Source organism: Dehalococcoidia bacterium (genome assembly GCA_028711995.1).
In the GTDB taxonomy this organism is placed as follows: domain Bacteria; phylum Chloroflexota; class Dehalococcoidia; order SZUA-161; family SpSt-899; genus JAQTRE01.
Genome location: JAQTRE010000012.1, coordinates 12119 through 29017, shown reverse-complemented (window position 1 = coordinate 29017; position 16899 = coordinate 12119). Strand labels below are relative to the sequence as shown.

Here is a 16899-nt window from a genome sequence, read left to right as displayed (position 1 = left end):
CTTACCTCATCTTTTCTACAGGTTCAGGCCGGTCAAACGCCGATATGCCTCGCGATACCGCTCGGCGGATTGCTTTACAATCTCAGGCGGCAGGGGGGGCGCTGGCGGCTCTTTGTTCCATCCGGACTGGGCGAGCCAGTCCCGAATCGGCTGCTTATCGAAGCTGGGTTGCGGGCCGCCGGGTTTGTATTGAGCCATATCCCAGAATCGGCTGGAGTCCGGCGTCAGGAGCTCGTCGATCAGGCTGAGCTTGCCATTGATCATGCCGAACTCCATCTTGGTATCGGCGATGATAATGCCTCTGCTCCGGGCATACTCTTCGGCGAAAAGGTAGATATCGAGGGTTTTCCCCATGATTTCTTCAGTTAACTTGCGGCCGATCTGGTTGGCCATCTGGTCGATGGTGATCGCTTCATCATGGCCGGCGTCTGCCTTGGTGGTGGGGGTAAAGAGGGGTTGGGGGAGCTTATCGCTCTCTTTGAGCCCTTTGGGTATGGGCTGGCCGCCAACGGTTCCTTTCTTCTTGTATTCCTCCCATGCCGAACCGGAGATGTAACCCCTGGCGATGCACTCGATATCGACCCGCTCGGCCCGGCGCACGATCATGGAGCGATCCTTCAGGTAATCCGGGAAAGCCAGCCCTTTCCTGTAGGGATCAAGCAATCGGAGATCGGAGATAACGCGGACGACGTGATTGGGAACTAGATGCTTTGTCTTTTCAAACCAGAAGGCTGAGAGTTTGTTCAGCACTAGCCCCTTTTCGGGGATGCCATTGGGCATCACCACATCGAAAGCGGAAACCCGGTCGGTGGCCACAAAGAGGAATTCATTTGCGCTCAGTTCGTAAGTATCCCGCACCTTTCCGCGGTAAAATGGATTGGGTAGATCGGTTGTCATCAGAGGTTTCATATTTCTCTCCGTGGGGCGACTGATTGAGGTCGCCCTCCTGGATTTTATTCCAGTTCCAGCCGTTGGAAAATGGCATCGACATTCTTGAGATAGTAGCTGTAGTCGAAAACCGCCTCCAATTCGGCCTTGGAGAGCGTGACTTCGGGGTCAGTTTGAAGCAGTTCAAAGAAGTTGCCCCCGCCTTTCCAGGCCTTCATGGCGCTTCTCTGTACGATCTCATATGCTTTCTGGCGGCTGAGCCCTTTTTGTTCGATCAGTGTTGTCATGACCCGCTGCGAGAAGATCAGCCCTCGGGTGACCTCCAGATTGCGGCGCATATTTTCCGGATAGATCTGCAATCCCTTCATTACGTAAGTGAAGATGCTCAGAACATAATCCAGCGCCAGGCATGAATCGGGCAGGATGATGCGTTCGTTGGAGGAATGGCTGATATCCCGTTCGTGCCAGAGGGCGATGTTTTCCATGGAAGTCAGCGCGTGGCCTCGAATCAGGCGGGCCAATCCGCAGACACGCTCGCAAAGCTCGGGATTGCGCTTGTGGGGCATGGCCGATGACCCGGTTTGCCCATCAGTGAACGGCTCTTCCGCTTCCAGGACTTCCGTCCGCTGCAGGCCGCGAATCTCGGTGGCGAATTTCTCCAGCGAGCAGGCGATCAAAGCCAGAGTTGTTACAAACTGGGCGTGGCGGTCTCGCTGGATGATCTGGCTGGAGACTTTGGCCACGTCAAGCCCAAGCTTCTTGCAGGCGATCTCTTCTACTTCAAGGGGTATGGTGGCATGGCTTCCCACTGCTCCCGATATCTTACCGACGGCAATGCCTTGCCTGGCCTCTGCCAGCCTCGCCTCGTGTCGCTTGAGTTCCTCATGCCAGAGGGCGAGCTTGAGTCCAAAAGTGGTGGGCTCGGCATGAACGCCGTGGGTCCGACCCATCATAATGGTGTCTTTGTACTGGAGCGCCTTCTCCCGGATGACCTCAGTCAGCTCTGCCAGTCCTTTTTCCAGGATGGCGGATGCCTCCACCAGTTGCAGTCCCAGGGCGGTATCCATGATATCCGAGGAGGTGAGGCCGAGATGAATGAACCGTGACTCCGGTCCGAGACTTTCAGACACCGCTTTGAGGAATGCAGTGACATCGTGATGCGTGACTTTTAGAATCTCGTTCATCCGGCAGATATCGAGCCGCGCCCTCTTGATTTTGGAGAGGTCTGCCTTGGGGATAACCCCTACCTTGGCCCATGCCTGATATACGGCGATCTCTATCTGGAGCCATTTGGCATATTTGTTTTCGTCTGCCCATACCTGCTTCATTTCCGGGCGGGAGTATCGATCAATCATTATCTAACCCTTAGCCAAATCCTGGCGGTATTTTTCGTAGGTTTCCCGTATTTTCTCGTGCTTGAGTCCCAGAATCTGGGCGGCAAGGAAAGCGGCGTTCTTGGCCCCCGGCGATCCCACGGCCACACACGCTACCGGTATTCCGGGAGGCATCTGGACGATGGAAAGAAGGGCATCCATTCCCTTGAATTCCCCTGCAACCAGAGGCACTCCGATTACCGGCAAGGTGGTCCAGCTGGCGAGCACTCCAGGGAGGTGAGCCGCCATTCCCGCTCCGGCGATAATGACCTCGATCCCTCGCTCACGAGCTTGCTGGGAATATTCCTGCGCTTTCCTGGGAGTGCGATGAGCAGAGATTACGCTCACTTCATACTCAATGCCGAGTGTTTCCAGCGTGTCAATCGCTGACTTCATTACCTCAGCATCCGATTTCGATCCCATCACTACGCCGACCAGTGGCATGTTTCTACTCCTTCACGAAAGCCTTTTAATCATACCAATATCGCTGCGGTACTGGCAACCTTCAAAATGGATTCGGGGTAAGTTTCGGTAGACCTTTTCTCGGGCATCGGCATAGGTGTTTCCGGTGGCTACCACCGTAAGCACGCGCCCGCCATCAGTCAGTACCTGTCCGGTTTCATTCTGTTTGGTTCCGGCGTGGAACACGCGGACATCTTTATCTATATCTCCCAGCCCGCTGATGGGGAAACCGGTTTTATAATTTCCCGGGTATCCTCCAGATGCCATGACTACGCCGACGCATGATTCATCGCTCCAGTCGATGGTGGTTCGATCCAACTTCCCGCCGATCACCGCCTGCATGATATCCACCAGATCGCTTTTCAGGAGCGGCAGGATCACCTGGGTCTCGGGATCGCCGAACCGGGCGTTGAATTCCAGAACCTTCGGCCCTTTTGAAGTGATCATCAGACCGGCATACAGCACGCCCTTGTAGGGATGGCCTTCTTTGGCCATGGCGTTCACCACAGGCCTGACAATGCTTGACATAACTTGGTCTCTAAGTTCTGAGGAGAAGAATTCCGAGGGGCTGTAACTTCCCATGCCGCCGGTGTTGAGGCCCCGGTCGCCATCGAGTGCCCGTTTGTAATCGCACGCTGAAATCATGGGGAGGACGGTTTTGCCATCGGTGAAGACCAGAAGGCTGGTCTCTCTGCCGACAAGACATTCCTCGATGAGCACGCGATTCCCGGCATCGCCGAAGGCCCGTTTTTTCATGATGTCGGAGAGGGCTTCCAGGGCTTGGTCTTCAGAAGTGGCGATGATCACCCCTTTTCCGGCAGCCAGCCCATCGGCCTTGACCACCAAGGGAAGGGGTTGTCCCTTGACATAATCGCATGCATCTTTGAATGAATCGAAGGTGGCGCTTTTGGCGCAGGGAACATTATATTTCTGCATCAACTCTTTGGCGAAGACCTTGCTGCCTTCGATCTGCGCGGCGGCTTTGGTTGGGCCAAAGGCAGGAATGCCGACCTCCCCGAGCGCATCGACAATGCCTCTGGTCAACGGAGCTTCCGGTCCGACGATCACCAGATCGATCTTGTTTTCCTGTGCGGCTTTGATGAGACCCGCGATATCGGTAGCCGCTATTTTCAGATTCTGAGCGATGGTTGCTGTGCCCGCATTCCCCGGTGCTGCGAAGACCTTTTTGACCTTTGGGCTCCGGGAGATTTTCCAGACCAGGGTGTGCTCTCTGGCTCCGTTCCCTATAACAAGTATCCTCATTCAATCTGCTCCTTGGCGAGATTTGACTTGATTTCTGCATATTGGCAGAGAGCCGATAAAGCACCAACTGCATTCTCAATGCTGCTGAATACCGGAAGCCCGGCTTCATCAAGAATAGAGGTATAGTTGTTAAGGCGCGGAAGCTTCGGACCAAACAACCAGATAGCTATCGGCTTATTGGTCTTCTTGCGCATCACTATTAGTCTTTCTGTGAGCTTATCCACTCCTGGCCCGCCAAGGGCGAGCAGCATTAATATGAAATCGGTGTTCCGGTCCCAGACAGCCAGTTCAAGAACCCTGGCATAGGTTGGCTCCAGATCAGCCCATCTTGGTATGGACATGCCCAGGTCAATGGGAGTATGTCCTAGCCCGGGAGTTATTTGTTCCAGCTCAGCCTTGGTTTCCGGAGTCCATTCGGCAACGGTCATCCCCGCTTTTACTGCAGCATCGATTGCCAGTACCGCAGCACCGCCGGAGTAGGAGACCAACCCCATTCGCTTTCCGGCCGGTAAATGCCATTTATGTGAGAATATCTTGGGATATTCAAGAAGCTCACTGCGGGTATTCACCCGTATGATTCCCGATTGTTTGAACGCCGCATCAAATGTCGAATCCTCTCCTGCAAGCGATCCGGTGTGAGAGGCCAGTGCTATGGCAGCCTCCTTCTCCCTTCCAGGTTTCAGTGCAATTACCGGCTTTCGAGCAGCCACTGATCGAGCGGTTTGCATGAATCTTCTTCCGTCCCGAACGCTTTCCACATGCATGGAGATGACATCGGTATGCGGATCGTTGCCGAAATATTCCAGCGCATCGCTTTCATCCACATCGCTCTTGTTTCCCACGTCAATCAGCTTGCTTATGCGGAGCCGGGAGTCTTCAAAGGCCAAAGCCTGAGAACCGAGCATTCCCGATTGCGTGTATAGGGCAATCGACCCCGGGTAAACTTTGTCAAACTGGAGGATATAAGGGTTGGCCATGAAGCCGTTGGAGGTATTGGCAACGCCGACTGTGTTCGGTCCGATGATACGAAGTCCGGCCTTCTTGGCAATTTCAACAATCCGGCGTTGCAGTCGAGCCCCCTCTTCGTCTCTTTCCGCAAATCCGTCCGAAACGATCGTCGCCGCCTTCGCACCCTTGGCGATGATATCCTCAATGATCTGAGGATATGCCTTGCTAGAGGTCATGATCATCGCCGCATCTATGGGTTCGGGGATTGAGGAAACGGTAGGATATGCTTTTAACCCTAAGACTTCACCGCCGCCGGGGTTGACGGGATAAATTTTCCCCTTGAAGCCGAATTTCTGGAGATTGCGGATGGCCGTATATCCGCCGAAGAACCCTTCCTTTGTCGATCCGATGATCGCCACGCTGTTCGGCTCGAAGAGGGCGGCGATGTTATCTAACGATTTCGCTTCTTGCTGGGAAGATGTCATTTCCGGCTACTTTGGCAAAACTGTAGGTGATCCATGTGTGCTATCCTCATGACATCGCTTCTGACCACTCGCCCATATTCACGGCATTTTTTGCCGCATTAGGGAGATCGATGGAGACTGGCTGATTAATACTCGTGTACTTGATGTTCATCTCCATCGCAATGTTCATTTCAATATTCTCTTCCTCATCCATTAGGTTCATCTCGATCTCTGACCTGACCGGGAGGAAGGTTTTCTTATCGTACCATTGTCTGACGGAGAAGTCTTTAAACATCTCCATTGCTTCGCTCATCTCTGAGGCGTCCATATCCTCCGGCATGAAGTCGCCCAACTGCTCTCCCAGCAGGCCGAGCAGTTGCATCATGTCCGGCTCCATCGTCACTTCGTAGCATGCCACTCCGTTTACCGTTTTCTCGCCCACCACTTCGAAGTTGAATGCTTTGAGCAACATGTCAGTTTGTTGATTGACCCAGTTCTGCTCTTCCCAAACTGCCCCCAATTCGGAATCCGGCACATCCATCTTCATCCACCCGCCGAGCATTTCACCCATATTCATGTACATCGTATTGCCGATGAGGTACATTTCCATCTGCATGTCCTCCGGCACGCTGAACTCTTGAGCCTCCTCCGGCAACTTCATGGTCATGTTCATGATCATTTTCATCTTCTCGCCTGGGATATCCATTGCTCCGAGCATGTCCATCGACATGTTCATACTGATTTCTTCCTCCGCCTCTCCATCCCAGCCGTTCATGTCCATCTTCATGTCCGCTTGGAGTTCGTACGTCTCGAATGCACTCGATATGGCGGACACTTTTTCGAGGAGAGTTGCTTTGGTCAGCGAGACGCCTTGGATTCCGTTAGCGTTATCACCGTTGGAAGTTCCGCCATCGTCATCATCACCGCAGCCTACGACGCCGACGATGAGGATGGATATCATAGCGATTACGAGTGCCAACCTGAATTTTGAAGCCATGTTCGGATTTACCCCCTTTGTCTTTTGGGTTGCTACCGACTATTCCCACTCGATGGTGGCTGGCGGCTTTGAGGAGATATCATAGACCACGCGATTGACGCCTTCAACCTCATTAACAATGCGGTTGGAGATACGTGCCAGCAGGTCATAGGGGAGGCGAGCCCAATCGGCGGTCATGGCGTCTTCAGAGGTGACTGCTCGGACTGCGACCACGTAGTTGTAGGTGCGGTAGTCGCCCATAACCCCAACGCTCTTAAGAGGGGTCAGCACGGCAAAACTCTGCCAGAGCTTGCGGTAAAGGCCCGCTTTCTTGATCTCGTTCATCACGATCCAATCGGCGGCGCGGAGCATTTCCAGACGTTCCTTGGTTACGTCACCGATGATTCGAATCGCCAGTCCCGGTCCGGGGAATGGTTGCCGCCAGACCATTTCCTCAGGGATTCCCAGCGCTGCGCCAACCTGTCTCACTTCATCTTTGAAAAGATATCGCAAGGGCTCGATGAGTTTGAGCTTCATCACCTCGGGCAATCCACCCACATTGTGATGCGTCTTGATCGTCGCTGATTTCCGGCTCACTGTCGCTGTGCTCTCAATGACATCGGGATAGAGCGTCCCCTGTGCCAGGAAATCGACCTGGCCGATCTTGTTGGCTTCCTCTTCGAAGACCTTGATAAATTCATTGCCGATAATATGGCGTTTTTGCTCCGGGTCGGTAACCCCCTTGAGGCGTTCCAGAAACCGGTCTGTGGCATCCACAAGGTGGCCATTTATTTTGAGATTCTGGCGCAAAACTTTGGCGGTGCGCTCAATCTCCTCACGTCGCATGAGTCCGTTGTTTACGTAGATAGCCGTCAGTTGACTTCCGATAGCTTTCTGGAGAAGAGTGGCAACCACGGTGGAATCGACGCCTCCGGAAAGGGCGCAAATCACTCGGCCATCCCCTACTTCCTGTCGGATGCTCTGTATCTGGTGATCAATAAAGCTTTCCGGGGTCCATTTTCCCTTGAAGTCGCATACCTTGAAGAGAAAGTTGTTCAGAACCTCTTTCCCTTGAGGGGTGTGAGCAACTTCCGGATGGAATTGAATACCGATCATCTTTTGACTGTTGGCCATTGCAGCAATCGGGGAGTTCTCGGTATAAGCGATGGCATGGAATCCGGGAGGCATCTCTATGATCCGATCCCCATGGCTCATCCAAACCGGAATTGCATCAGGTAGTCCGTCAAACAGAGGACTGCCGTCATGGTTTTGATAGAGTGTGGCCAGCCCATATTCCTGCTTATCCGCCCGGGATACTTTTCCGCCGAGTTGATAGGCCATTGTCTGCATGCCATAGCAAATCCCTAATACCGGCAGGTTGCTGGTATAGACATAGGCTGGGGCATGTGGGGCATCGGTTTCATAGACGCTGGCCGGGCCGCCGGAGAGGATGAACCCCTTGGGGTTCAGCGATTGTATCTGCTCCCACGTTGTGTTGTGTGCCACCACCTCGGAATAGACGCCACACTCTCGAACGCGGCGAGCGATCAACCAGCTGTACTGCGATCCAAAATCGATGACCACTACGGATTCATCGGCGGCTTTGGGGCGGGATTCTTTTATCGGCATCGGAGGCTCCCTTCAATATCGAGTCTAGCTTAACATTATGGTATACTGGAGTCAACTGGCGTCAGGGTGAGGCCATATGCCGCTTCCCGCCTCGAAGTCTCTTATGAGATTCTATCATGAAACAGCAACTTGAAAGCGCTGTGGCAATTCTTCGAAAGGGTGGAGTGATCGCCTATCCGACCGATACTGTCTACGGTCTGGGGGCCGACGCGTTCAACGAGGAAGCGGTGAGGCGGATCTATCGCATCAAGCAGCGTCCTCTCAGTCAGCCGTTTCCGGTATTGCTCGCCGACAAGGCTGACCTGTCTCAACTCGCGGCTACGATTCCCGAAGTCGCCTGGAATTTGATTGAGCACTTTTTCCCCGGCCAGTTGACTTTGGTTTTCCTTAAGTCTGCAACTGTTCCTCAATGGGTGACGGCGGGTGGAAATACTGTAGCCATCCGTATTCCGGATCACCCTCTTGCGCTGGAGTTGATCCGGGCGCTCGGGAGACCCTTGATCGGAACCAGCGCCAATCTTACCGGTTCGCCAAGCGCCATTACCGCTGCCGAAGTCTATGCGCAATTGGGGGACGCTGTCGACTTCATTCTCGATGGAGGTGTTTGCCCCGGGGGGATAGAATCAACGGTTGTGGATGTCACCGGCGGCGCGCCTGTGATCATTCGGGAAGGCGCTATATCCAGAGAGAGCATTGCCATGGTTTGGGATGGTATTCGCTGAGCACGAGAAGGCACTTTTAACCGATCATGCGGTGTGTTAGACTATTCGCAAATTCAAACTTGTTGCGGACCGAAGAGGAGGCAGATAACAATGCGGATTGCCATAGGCAGCGATCACGCTGGTTTTGAAATGAAGGAAGCGTTGAAGGGTGTGCTGGCCGAAATGGATCAGTCTCATGAGGATTTCGGATGCTACGACACGGCTTCGACGGACTATCCTGATATCGGGTTTGCCGTGGCTAGTGCTGTGGCGCAGGGGCGATTCGACCGGGGTATCCTCATTTGCGGATCGGGAATCGGTATGAGTATCGTAGCTAACAAGGTTTCCGGAATCAGAGCGGCGCTTTGCCACGATACATTCAGCGCCAGGGTAGCCCGCGAGCATAACGATGCCAACGTTCTTTGCATGGGTCAAAGGGTGATCGGGGAGGGGCTTGCCCGCGAGATCGTTATCACGTATTTGAACTCGGAATTCCTGGGCGGAAGACATGCCCGGCGATTGGAAAAAGTGAACACTTATCTGAAATAGAACCATGAATCCTCAGGATATTTCTTCTCGATACCAACCCAACCTGGATCAAGAACTCCGCTTGATGGTGGGGGATTCTTCCTTACCTCTTTACCATATGATGCGTTATCACATGGGATGGGTGGATGCTGCTGGGCAGTCTCGGCTTACCAAAGGAGGCAAACTGCTTCGTCCGGCGCTATGTTTGCTCTCTTGTGAATCGGTGGGTGGGGATTGGCACAAAGCCTTGCCGGCTGCTGCTGCCATCGAGATACTCCATAACTTTTCCCTCGTTCATGATGACATTGAGGATGGAGACAGGGAGCGGCGAGGGATACCGACGGTTTGGTCTGTGTGGGGTGAAGCTCAAGGGATTAATACCGGCGATGCCATGCACGTTCTGGCTCGTCTGGCTTTGCTCGATCTGGAGCAAAAGGGAATTGATTCAGGCAAGGTGATCCTTGCGGCGCGCCTGATGGATGCAACCTGTCTGAAGCTGTGCGAGGGCCAATATCTGGATATCTCCTACGAAAACCGCCTCGATATCGGGATCAATGATTATCTGAGAATGATCGGCGGCAAAACGGCGGCCCTTTTTTCGTGTTCGTTGAAGATGGGCGCCCTCCTGGGAACGGACGATGAGCAGATTATCGAAGGCATGGCGGCGTTCGGACAGAATCTGGGAATGGCTTTCCAGATTCAGGATGACGTGCTGGGCATCTGGGGTCAGGAGAAAGTGACCGGCAAGCCTGTCGCCAGCGATATCCTCAAAAAGAAGAAGACGCTGCCCGTCATCTTTGGGATCGAAAATGCGGCATTGGGGCAGAAGGAAAATTTGCTCCGGATATATGGTCAGCAGAGAGTTCGACAGATCGATATTCCTGTAGTCCTGGAGGTACTCGATAGCTTAGAGGCTCGCCAACATGCTGCCGGGGTAGCAGGTGCGTATTTTCAGCAGGCGCTGACTGAACTGGATGATATCGCCATCTCTCCCTCTGCCAAGGGCGAATTGAGGTCTCTGGCCGAAGCCTTGGTGGGGCGGGAATACTGATCAGAGGGCGATCTCAAGGGGCCTTTCGTTTTCCGGCTGCAGTGAGTGTGCGAGCAGTGCCCCTTCGACGCCGAAGGTGATGGATAAGAACCTGTCGGGCTTCTTGATCGAATGCGTACACCACGCGCCAATTCCCTACACCCAGGCGGTATAGTTGCCGGGCTCCGGCCAGTTTGACCGCGTGATCGGAAACGGGTTCGGTCTTCAGAGCTTCGATTCGCGTAAAGATTCGCCCTCTCTCCGATTCCGGCAAAGCGCGCAGGGCTTCTTCGGCAGACTGTCTGAAGCTGATCTTATTGGAGGCCATCTTTCTTCCACCGCCGTTTTATCTCTTCAATTCCAATCGTCTTTTCGCTTCGCTGCTCGGCGATTAGCGCTAAGTCATATATATCTTCCATCAGCTTCTGGTATTCCTTGAGCGGAACAATCACCCCGATCTTCTTTCCCTTGGCATCAACGGCGAATCGATCCTGCAAGGCCATCGTTCGTCTCTCCTTCCGAATTCCAGGGATGCATTCATGCCCGGAAATTCGGGTCTGCTCAGTCCGTCAACAGCAGTCTGGCGAAAGCATCCAGCTTGGTACTGTTTTTTTCCGCGAGTATGCGGCCGGTCTCTTTGAGGGTGCGCAGGTTGGCAGATTCTGCATTATCAGGGTCCGCGTGTGCCGGTCGGATCTGGGTCTGGATTCTCAGGTACTGAGGGGAAGCGTCAACCGCTGCGAATATCTGCCTGAGCTGGTAGTCGACCGTTTCGGAGACGCCTGACATCATGATGTCCACCAGAGGCCGGATCCATTGCATCGATCCCCAGTTTTTGGCTCTATGATACCTGTATGGAGTCCTGACGTCTCCGGTACCGAGGGAAAGGATGACCATTGTTTTTGCAGTTGGCGTATTGGCCTCCTTCATGGCCAGGGCCTCAGCGTAGGCGCACATTGCCGGATTATTGGCGAACACCCCGCCATCGATCATCGGATAGTGCACTTGAGTGGCTGACTTGATGCCGACGCACTCGAAAAATGTTGGGGCAGCTGAAGTGGCTCGTCCCACATCCCGAAGCAGAAAGTCGCGGGCAGGAGTCCTGCGCGCATCGTGCTGCCTGAAAAAATAGGCCTCGCGACGCCCGATATCATAGGCGGTGATCAGACATGGTTTGATGAGGTGGCTGAGTCTTTGATCATGGAAAACTTTCTCGAGCGCGGTTTCGAGCCCGTCTGCCGGATACTTGTCATCCAGGACGCCACCCAGGGAATTGATCCGGCGCCACACCGAACTGCGGAAGATTTTGTTGCTGCTTTTGAAGTAGAATTGAAGCGCTTCTTCCGCGTTGTAGAGGGGGCGTAAGGGATTATCTGGCTGAGGGTAGAGATAGATGCACGTCAGAATACCGCCGCTGCTTGTTCCGGCAATGAGATCGAAACAATCCCCAAGGGCGATATCGGGATTGCCCGTCTCTTTCTTCAACTTTGTTTCCAGCGACATGAGGATCCGTGCCGGGATAATCCCCCTTACCCCTCCTCCGTCGATCGCGAGAATGCGAAAGTACTTGGCCATGATTGCTCCGGCGGTCTTGTATTAGGGCTTGTTTTCCAAGGGCGACTGCCATCCCTTATGGCGGCGCGAACGATCAGGTATCCTTATAGGCGATGTGTAGCTGTATAATTGTATAATACCACCAGATGGTTGATGACAAAAGCCCGACGATATTTGGAACAGTATATGCCAGATTGTTTGGGAAGTCAAACTGGTCCGTTGAAGACGCAGATGGTCCCTCTACCTGTTACTCCGAGGAGAGGGAGGAGTTGAGAATGAAGTTTTGTCCCGGAGAAGCTGCAAGATGAACTCGCCCATTCCCCAGGATGCATTTGCGCCGCTGGATGATCTTCGGGACTGCACCTGTTGTCCGCGTAGCTGCCATGCCCGGCGAAACACCGATAGGCTGGGGTTCTGCCAAAGCGGTATGGGGTTCAACATCGGTTCGATTGTGGCTCATCGAGGAGAAGAGCCGGTGATCTCCGGTCCCAAGGGGGTCTGCAATATCTTCTTTACCCATTGCAATATGCAGTGCATTTTTTGCCAGAACTACCAGATCAGCCGGAACGACTGTCATAATCCGGCACATCAGCTTGAGCTGACGGAGGTGATCGATCGCATCGAGGCCGTTCTCAATACCGGAGTAAGATCGGTTGGATTTGTCTCCGCTTCTCATTTCATCCCGCAGATGAGGGTGATTATGAACGTGTTGGAGGCGCAGGGAAGAAGGCCGACCTATGTGTTCAATACCAACAGTTATGATCGAAGAGAAACCATCGCTTTTCTGGAGGGTCAGATCAACGTGTATTTACCCGATTTGAAGTACATGGATGAAGACCTCGCCCGGCGGTATTCTCAGACCCCGGATTATCCCGTGACAGCCGCTGCTGCTCTCAGAGAGATGTTTCGCCAGAAGGGATCGAACATCATGCTCGATGAAGATGGGAACGCCGAGTCCGGGATGATTATAAGGCACCTGATTCTGCCGGGACAGATCGAGAACAGCAAAAAGTGCCTTCGATTCATTGCCGAAGAACTCTCACCATCGATCCACGTTTCGTTGATGGCGCAGTACTATCCTACGCCGGAAGTGGCAACGCACCCTGAACTGGGCCGGTGTCTGACGCAGGCGGAGTACGAAGAGGTGCTGGAGGAATTCTACTCTCTGGGATTCTATCGAGGGTGGGTTCAGGAATTGGAAAGCGAGAAGTGCTATCGGCCGGATTTCGATCAGGCTCAAGCGTTTGAGTGATCTTCGAAACAGAGAAGCCTATTCCTCTTTCGGAGAGTCAACGGCGATCACTTGTGATGGCGCTTGGCTCCTTCGCAGATGGAACTTATCCTTGTATTTCCATATCAGTGCGGAAATTCCAAAAGACAAGCCGATAACAATGGCTCCGCCAACGGCATCCAGTACGAAGTGGTTGGCAGTGGAAGTTATCCCAAAGAACATTGCCACCGGCAGTATGATACCCAGCAATCTTCCCCACCACCTTTTGGTCATCCACATCATTCCGATGCCTATCATAATTGTCCAGCCCTGATGCAGGCTGGGCATTGCGGCAAACGAGTTGTAAAATCGCTTGGTGGAATCTTCGTTCACGGACCAATTGGTGTGAATGGTGTCCACGAAATTCAGGTTCTCCGCACCATGAGTTCCATCGAAAAATCGGGGTGGGGCCAACGGATACAGCGCAAAAACAACGAAGGCCAGGGCTGCTGAAACGATGAAGACGGTGCGGATGAATTTGTATTTGGCGCGATGACGCCAATATGCCCATATAGCAAAGAAGACGAGCGCGGGATAGTAGCATACGGTATAAAGCAAGTTGGCAATATCGGTGCGGAATGAGGACTCAAGAAAGAATGATTGGATATCCTTCTCGACGAATATCCCCATATGTTTCTCAAGGTCCATAATATCTCTGGCGTGCTGGAAAGCAATAGAGGCCTTTTCATCTAGGCTTCCGCGGGAGAAGGCATAGATCATGTAGACCGCGAAGAGTATGGTAATTTCGAAGAGGATATCAAGCCATAGGGGCCGGGGGTTTTTCCTCAAAATCAATAGGAGTCGTTTTCCGCTGTTCATTTCTATCTAAGTATATCAAACGGGCAAATTTCACGCATTGGCGGACGGCTACTCAAAAGTACCGTGTTTCAGCCATCAATTGAGTTCACCAGGGTTCAAAGGGCGCTACCCAGTGCGGCCCGCCCCAGCTGAGGTCCCAAGGGGCTCCCATGATCAAGTGGGCCCACATGGTCCATGCAACCGTGCGGCAGACTCCGTAAAAGAAGAAGGCTCGATAGAACGCAAGCAACGCACGATCGGGCATGTGAAACTTGCGCTGGAGCCATCCCCAGGCGGGATCGGCCGGAACAACAACTGTTTCGAAGTATTCTTTGCTCAATGTCTGCCAGGCGAATAATCCCACAACAGCTATCCAAAACGTATCCATGACAAATCCCAGACAGCTGTAATAGGCGATAGCGTCGCCGTGCTTTCCTTCAACGGCTCCGTAAGCCCAAGCCCCGATGCTGATGTTCTCGTTGTAGAAAGGCCAGAACATCATGACTCCTACGGTATCGGTCGAGTCCGTAATAACGTGAGCCGAGTACCCAACCAGGATGCCGATGAACCACGCTTTGTTCCCTTTACTGATGATATAGACGAAGATGGCCAGGATAAGCCCGGCCATCAGCGATGTGGTGAAGCCCATGCCTGGCCAGCCCCGGTGCCACTGGGCCGGATTATCGGCTGCGAACTCGACTCCGCCGAGGTTGAATCCGTAAGTGTAGAGTTTGGTAAGTACGTCTGGGGCGAGAGCCCCTGCCAGGAGGCCAAGATAGGATACTTTTTGCCCAAGTTTCTTGAGAAAATAGAAGTTCTCCAGTTCGTGCGCTGCCCAGCTCATGAGCGGCGTCCCTTCCATCTGTCAATGAGGGGTGGCAGACACCATATCCAGGCTACGATGAAAAGCGGTCCTACAACGAAGTTCAGTACTATGTTCTGGAGCAGAAGCCCCAGAACGATATAGACCAGCGCCCCTGTGCCATAGTACCAAAGCTCGCTTTTGGGGAACTGTTCCCCAAAACGCTTCTTTTTGGCCGGTGTGTTTTTTGGGGTCTTAGCCATGTGCGCCATCTATCGAGTCAACATTCCCATCAGTTCATGTGCCTTTTCGATAAACAGGCCGTTACTCCGGGCGATATTTTCCGAGTAAGATTTTGCTCCGTTGCTCTCAAATCCCGGTCCCCAGAGAACAAAAGGCACCGGATCAGGAACATGCGTTTTTAATTTGATGGGCGTGGGATGATCGGGCATGACCAGCACGCGAAGGTCATCTTTGGTCCATGAGCGGAGTCGGGAAATGATCAACTCATCGATTTGCTCAATGGACTTGATCTTCTCGTCAATCAGTCCCTCGTGTCCGGATTCATCGGGCGCCTCAACGTGAACGAAAACCAGATCGTGTTTCTTGAGTGCATGGAGCGCTCCCTCACCCTGTGCCGCATAGTCATTATCGATGTTATCGGTGACGCCGGGGATTTCCAGTATGTCGATGTTGGCCAACTGGGCAAGACCGGTGAGCAGGCCAACACCGGACGTCAGGGTTGCGCTCACCCCAAAGCGCTGTTTGAATGAAGGAAAATCGGGTATGGCTTTGCCGCCCCAGAAGAGCCAGATCATATTGGCGGGAATCTTGCCCTGGGCTCGGCGGGCGATGTTCACGGGGTGGTTTTCAAGAATGGGTTTGGCCCGTTCCATCAGATCGAGGAGCAACTGGCTTCCGCGACCGTGCGGGAGAAATCCGGCAATCGGCTGGTTGGGGATATCATGGGGAGGAGTGCAAATCGCTTCAAGGCAGGCCTCTCCCTCTTTGATGACGCAGATATGCCGGTAGCCCACGCCGGGATGAAAGCGCACTCGCTGGCTTCCCAGAGTTTCGTTCAGTGTTCGGATAATCGCGTGCGATTCGGCATCGGTGATATGCCCGGCGCTATAGCTCCACATTGTTTCATCCCGCACGGCGATGGTGTTACAGCGAAACGCCACTTCACCTTCTGCCAGTTGAATGCCCATGCTTCGAGCTTCTATTGGCCCTCGGCCGCTGTAAAAGATGCCGGGGTCATATCCCATGATGGACATGCAAGCACAGGCGCTGCTGGGTTCCATACCCTCCGGAACAGTTCGCGCCAGACCAACGCGTCCCTCTCTGGCCATGGCATCGAGATTGGGTTTTCCGGCAAGCTCCAGGCATGTCTTTGAGCCGCGCTCTTCAAGCGGCCAACCCGCAGCGCCATCGATGATTAGAACAATATATTTCATGCACTTATTTCCCGTTACGTGTGTTGTTATCCTTCATAATATTACCAGACTTGGCGCTTCTCAACCAGTTGACCAGATTCACATCGGACCGTAGATTCCCGATCCGGGCTTGCACCGTCGCTTCAACAAGGAAGAACCCTTAAATTTTGGATGTGATTGACTCCTTGACACCGAAAAAAAGGTGTAGTATCATGTGTGTATCGCATACGATACATATTGGTAATAAACACAGAATTCCTTTTGAGGAACCTTTAGAACAATGGATTCTTATGAATTCGACGACTCAATTCTAAACACATGGTGGCTTGTCCGGCAAGCGCGCGAATCGATGTATAAGGCGGTATCAGCTTCTCTGGCACGCTACCAATGCACTATTGAGCAGTTCGAGGTTCTTATTATGATTAGCAGACAACCCGGAGGAGTGACGCTCGGTGAGCTTGCACGTTGGCTTGCTAGAGAGAAACATAGCGCGGCCGGTTTGTTGAGCCGGGCAGAAAAGGCGGGACTCATCTTCAGGGAGAAGCCGGAGGGATGTAAGCATTACATTTATCGCCTGACGGCCAAAGGCGAGAAGGTGATGGAGGAGGCGTGGCCCGTGGTGAAAGATATTATGGGCGAGATGGGGCAGCGCTTTTCGGAAGATGAACTCCGAGAAATCCGGCGTTACATGAAACTGCTCCGAGATATGTACTTGGAACGACTTTTAGGCGTTCGGAATCCTGTCCTGATATGAGAGCCTTTAGTTATGTGAGATGC

The 16899-nt window shown here is 53.2% G+C and carries 20 protein-coding genes; 6 read left to right on the top strand and 14 right to left on the bottom strand.

Translation table 11 applies throughout. The features are described 5' to 3' along the window. Positions 1-15: 15 nt before the first annotated feature. From PHV74_03585 to guaA, 7 genes are read right to left on the bottom strand one after another with little or no spacing between them, the layout of a single operon-like run. A complete protein-coding gene (locus PHV74_03585; GenBank protein ID MDD5093447.1) occupies positions 16-909 on the bottom strand; it encodes a phosphoribosylaminoimidazolesuccinocarboxamide synthase in 894 nt (297 codons plus the stop codon). Between the two features lie 44 nt (positions 910-953). Further along, entirely contained in the window at positions 954-2243 is a 1290-nt protein-coding gene (gene purB / locus PHV74_03580; protein ID MDD5093446.1) for an adenylosuccinate lyase, read from the bottom strand. A gap of 3 nt (positions 2244-2246) precedes the next feature. After that, a complete protein-coding gene (gene purE, locus PHV74_03575) occupies positions 2247-2705 on the bottom strand; it encodes a 5-(carboxyamino)imidazole ribonucleotide mutase (GenBank protein ID MDD5093445.1) in 459 nt (152 codons plus the stop codon). Between the two features lie 12 nt (positions 2706-2717). Continuing rightward, positions 2718-3986 (bottom strand): phosphoribosylamine--glycine ligase, encoded by a 1269-nt coding sequence (gene purD, locus PHV74_03570; GenBank protein ID MDD5093444.1) that lies wholly within the window; start codon positions 3984-3986, stop codon positions 2718-2720. Then, positions 3983-5419 (bottom strand): CoA-binding protein, encoded by a 1437-nt coding sequence (locus PHV74_03565; GenBank protein MDD5093443.1) that lies wholly within the window; start codon positions 5417-5419, stop codon positions 3983-3985. Before PHV74_03565 ends, purD begins: the two co-directional genes overlap by 4 nt. 46 nt (positions 5420-5465) lie before the next feature. Then, positions 5466-6395 (bottom strand): hypothetical protein, encoded by a 930-nt coding sequence (locus tag PHV74_03560; GenBank protein MDD5093442.1) that lies wholly within the window; start codon positions 6393-6395, stop codon positions 5466-5468. A gap of 39 nt (positions 6396-6434) precedes the next feature. Further along, entirely contained in the window at positions 6435-8003 is a 1569-nt protein-coding gene (gene guaA / locus PHV74_03555) for a glutamine-hydrolyzing GMP synthase (protein MDD5093441.1), read from the bottom strand. Between the two features lie 116 nt (positions 8004-8119). On the opposite strand from guaA, the gene PHV74_03550 reads away from it, so the two are divergent. The 3 genes from PHV74_03550 to PHV74_03540 all read left to right on the top strand — a co-directional run bounded on the left by PHV74_03550 (position 8120) and on the right by PHV74_03540 (position 10283). Further along, on the top strand, positions 8120-8725 hold the full coding sequence (locus PHV74_03550; GenBank protein MDD5093440.1) for an L-threonylcarbamoyladenylate synthase: 606 nt from the start codon (positions 8120-8122) through the stop codon (positions 8723-8725). A gap of 90 nt (positions 8726-8815) precedes the next feature. Beyond that, positions 8816-9253 carry a ribose 5-phosphate isomerase B gene (gene rpiB, locus PHV74_03545; protein ID MDD5093439.1) on the top strand — a complete coding sequence of 146 codons (438 nt, stop codon included), beginning with the start codon at positions 8816-8818 and terminating at the stop codon, positions 9251-9253. Between the two features lie 97 nt (positions 9254-9350). After that, a complete protein-coding gene (locus PHV74_03540; GenBank protein ID MDD5093438.1) occupies positions 9351-10283 on the top strand; it encodes a polyprenyl synthetase family protein in 933 nt (310 codons plus the stop codon). A 13-nt stretch (positions 10284-10296) separates the two neighbouring features. Here the strand turns inward: PHV74_03540 and PHV74_03535 are convergent, their stop codons facing one another. The 3 genes from PHV74_03535 to PHV74_03525 are packed head-to-tail and all read right to left on the bottom strand — an operon-like array spanning position 10297 to position 11837. Beyond that, positions 10297-10590 (bottom strand): hypothetical protein, encoded by a 294-nt coding sequence (locus tag PHV74_03535; protein MDD5093437.1) that lies wholly within the window; start codon positions 10588-10590, stop codon positions 10297-10299. After that, positions 10577-10765, bottom strand: coding sequence for a hypothetical protein (locus PHV74_03530; GenBank protein ID MDD5093436.1), 189 nt, complete (start codon positions 10763-10765; stop codon positions 10577-10579). Before PHV74_03530 ends, PHV74_03535 begins: the two co-directional genes overlap by 14 nt. Positions 10766-10823: 58 nt before the next feature. Continuing rightward, positions 10824-11837 carry a patatin-like phospholipase family protein gene (locus PHV74_03525; protein MDD5093435.1) on the bottom strand — a complete coding sequence of 338 codons (1014 nt, stop codon included), beginning with the start codon at positions 11835-11837 and terminating at the stop codon, positions 10824-10826. A 125-nt stretch (positions 11838-11962) separates the two neighbouring features. On the opposite strand from PHV74_03525, the gene PHV74_03520 reads away from it, so the two are divergent. Both PHV74_03520 and PHV74_03515 read left to right on the top strand, forming a co-directional pair. Continuing rightward, positions 11963-12124 carry a hypothetical protein gene (locus PHV74_03520; protein MDD5093434.1) on the top strand — a complete coding sequence of 54 codons (162 nt, stop codon included), beginning with the start codon at positions 11963-11965 and terminating at the stop codon, positions 12122-12124. After that, positions 12121-13068 carry a radical SAM protein gene (locus tag PHV74_03515; GenBank protein ID MDD5093433.1) on the top strand — a complete coding sequence of 316 codons (948 nt, stop codon included), beginning with the start codon at positions 12121-12123 and terminating at the stop codon, positions 13066-13068. Before PHV74_03520 ends, PHV74_03515 begins: the two co-directional genes overlap by 4 nt. 18 nt (positions 13069-13086) lie before the next feature. On the opposite strand, the gene PHV74_03510 is transcribed toward PHV74_03515, so the two are convergent. The 4 genes from PHV74_03510 to PHV74_03495 form a co-directional block, all read right to left on the bottom strand. Then, a complete protein-coding gene (locus tag PHV74_03510) occupies positions 13087-13905 on the bottom strand; it encodes a phosphatase PAP2 family protein (protein ID MDD5093432.1) in 819 nt (272 codons plus the stop codon). An 85-nt stretch (positions 13906-13990) separates the two neighbouring features. Next, a complete protein-coding gene (locus PHV74_03505; protein ID MDD5093431.1) occupies positions 13991-14728 on the bottom strand; it encodes a metal-dependent hydrolase in 738 nt (245 codons plus the stop codon). Continuing rightward, positions 14725-14949, bottom strand: a complete 225-nt coding sequence (locus tag PHV74_03500; protein MDD5093430.1) for a hypothetical protein — start codon at positions 14947-14949, stop codon at positions 14725-14727. The genes PHV74_03505 and PHV74_03500 overlap by 4 nt, the downstream gene beginning before the upstream one ends. A gap of 9 nt (positions 14950-14958) precedes the next feature. Further along, positions 14959-16143, bottom strand: a complete 1185-nt coding sequence (locus tag PHV74_03495; GenBank protein MDD5093429.1) for a cofactor-independent phosphoglycerate mutase — start codon at positions 16141-16143, stop codon at positions 14959-14961. Positions 16144-16402: 259 nt separating this feature from the next. Here PHV74_03495 and PHV74_03490 point away from each other — a divergent pair, with 259 nt between their 5' ends. Further along, positions 16403-16876 carry a MarR family transcriptional regulator gene (locus PHV74_03490; GenBank protein ID MDD5093428.1) on the top strand — a complete coding sequence of 158 codons (474 nt, stop codon included), beginning with the start codon at positions 16403-16405 and terminating at the stop codon, positions 16874-16876. Positions 16877-16899 lie beyond the last annotated feature (23 nt).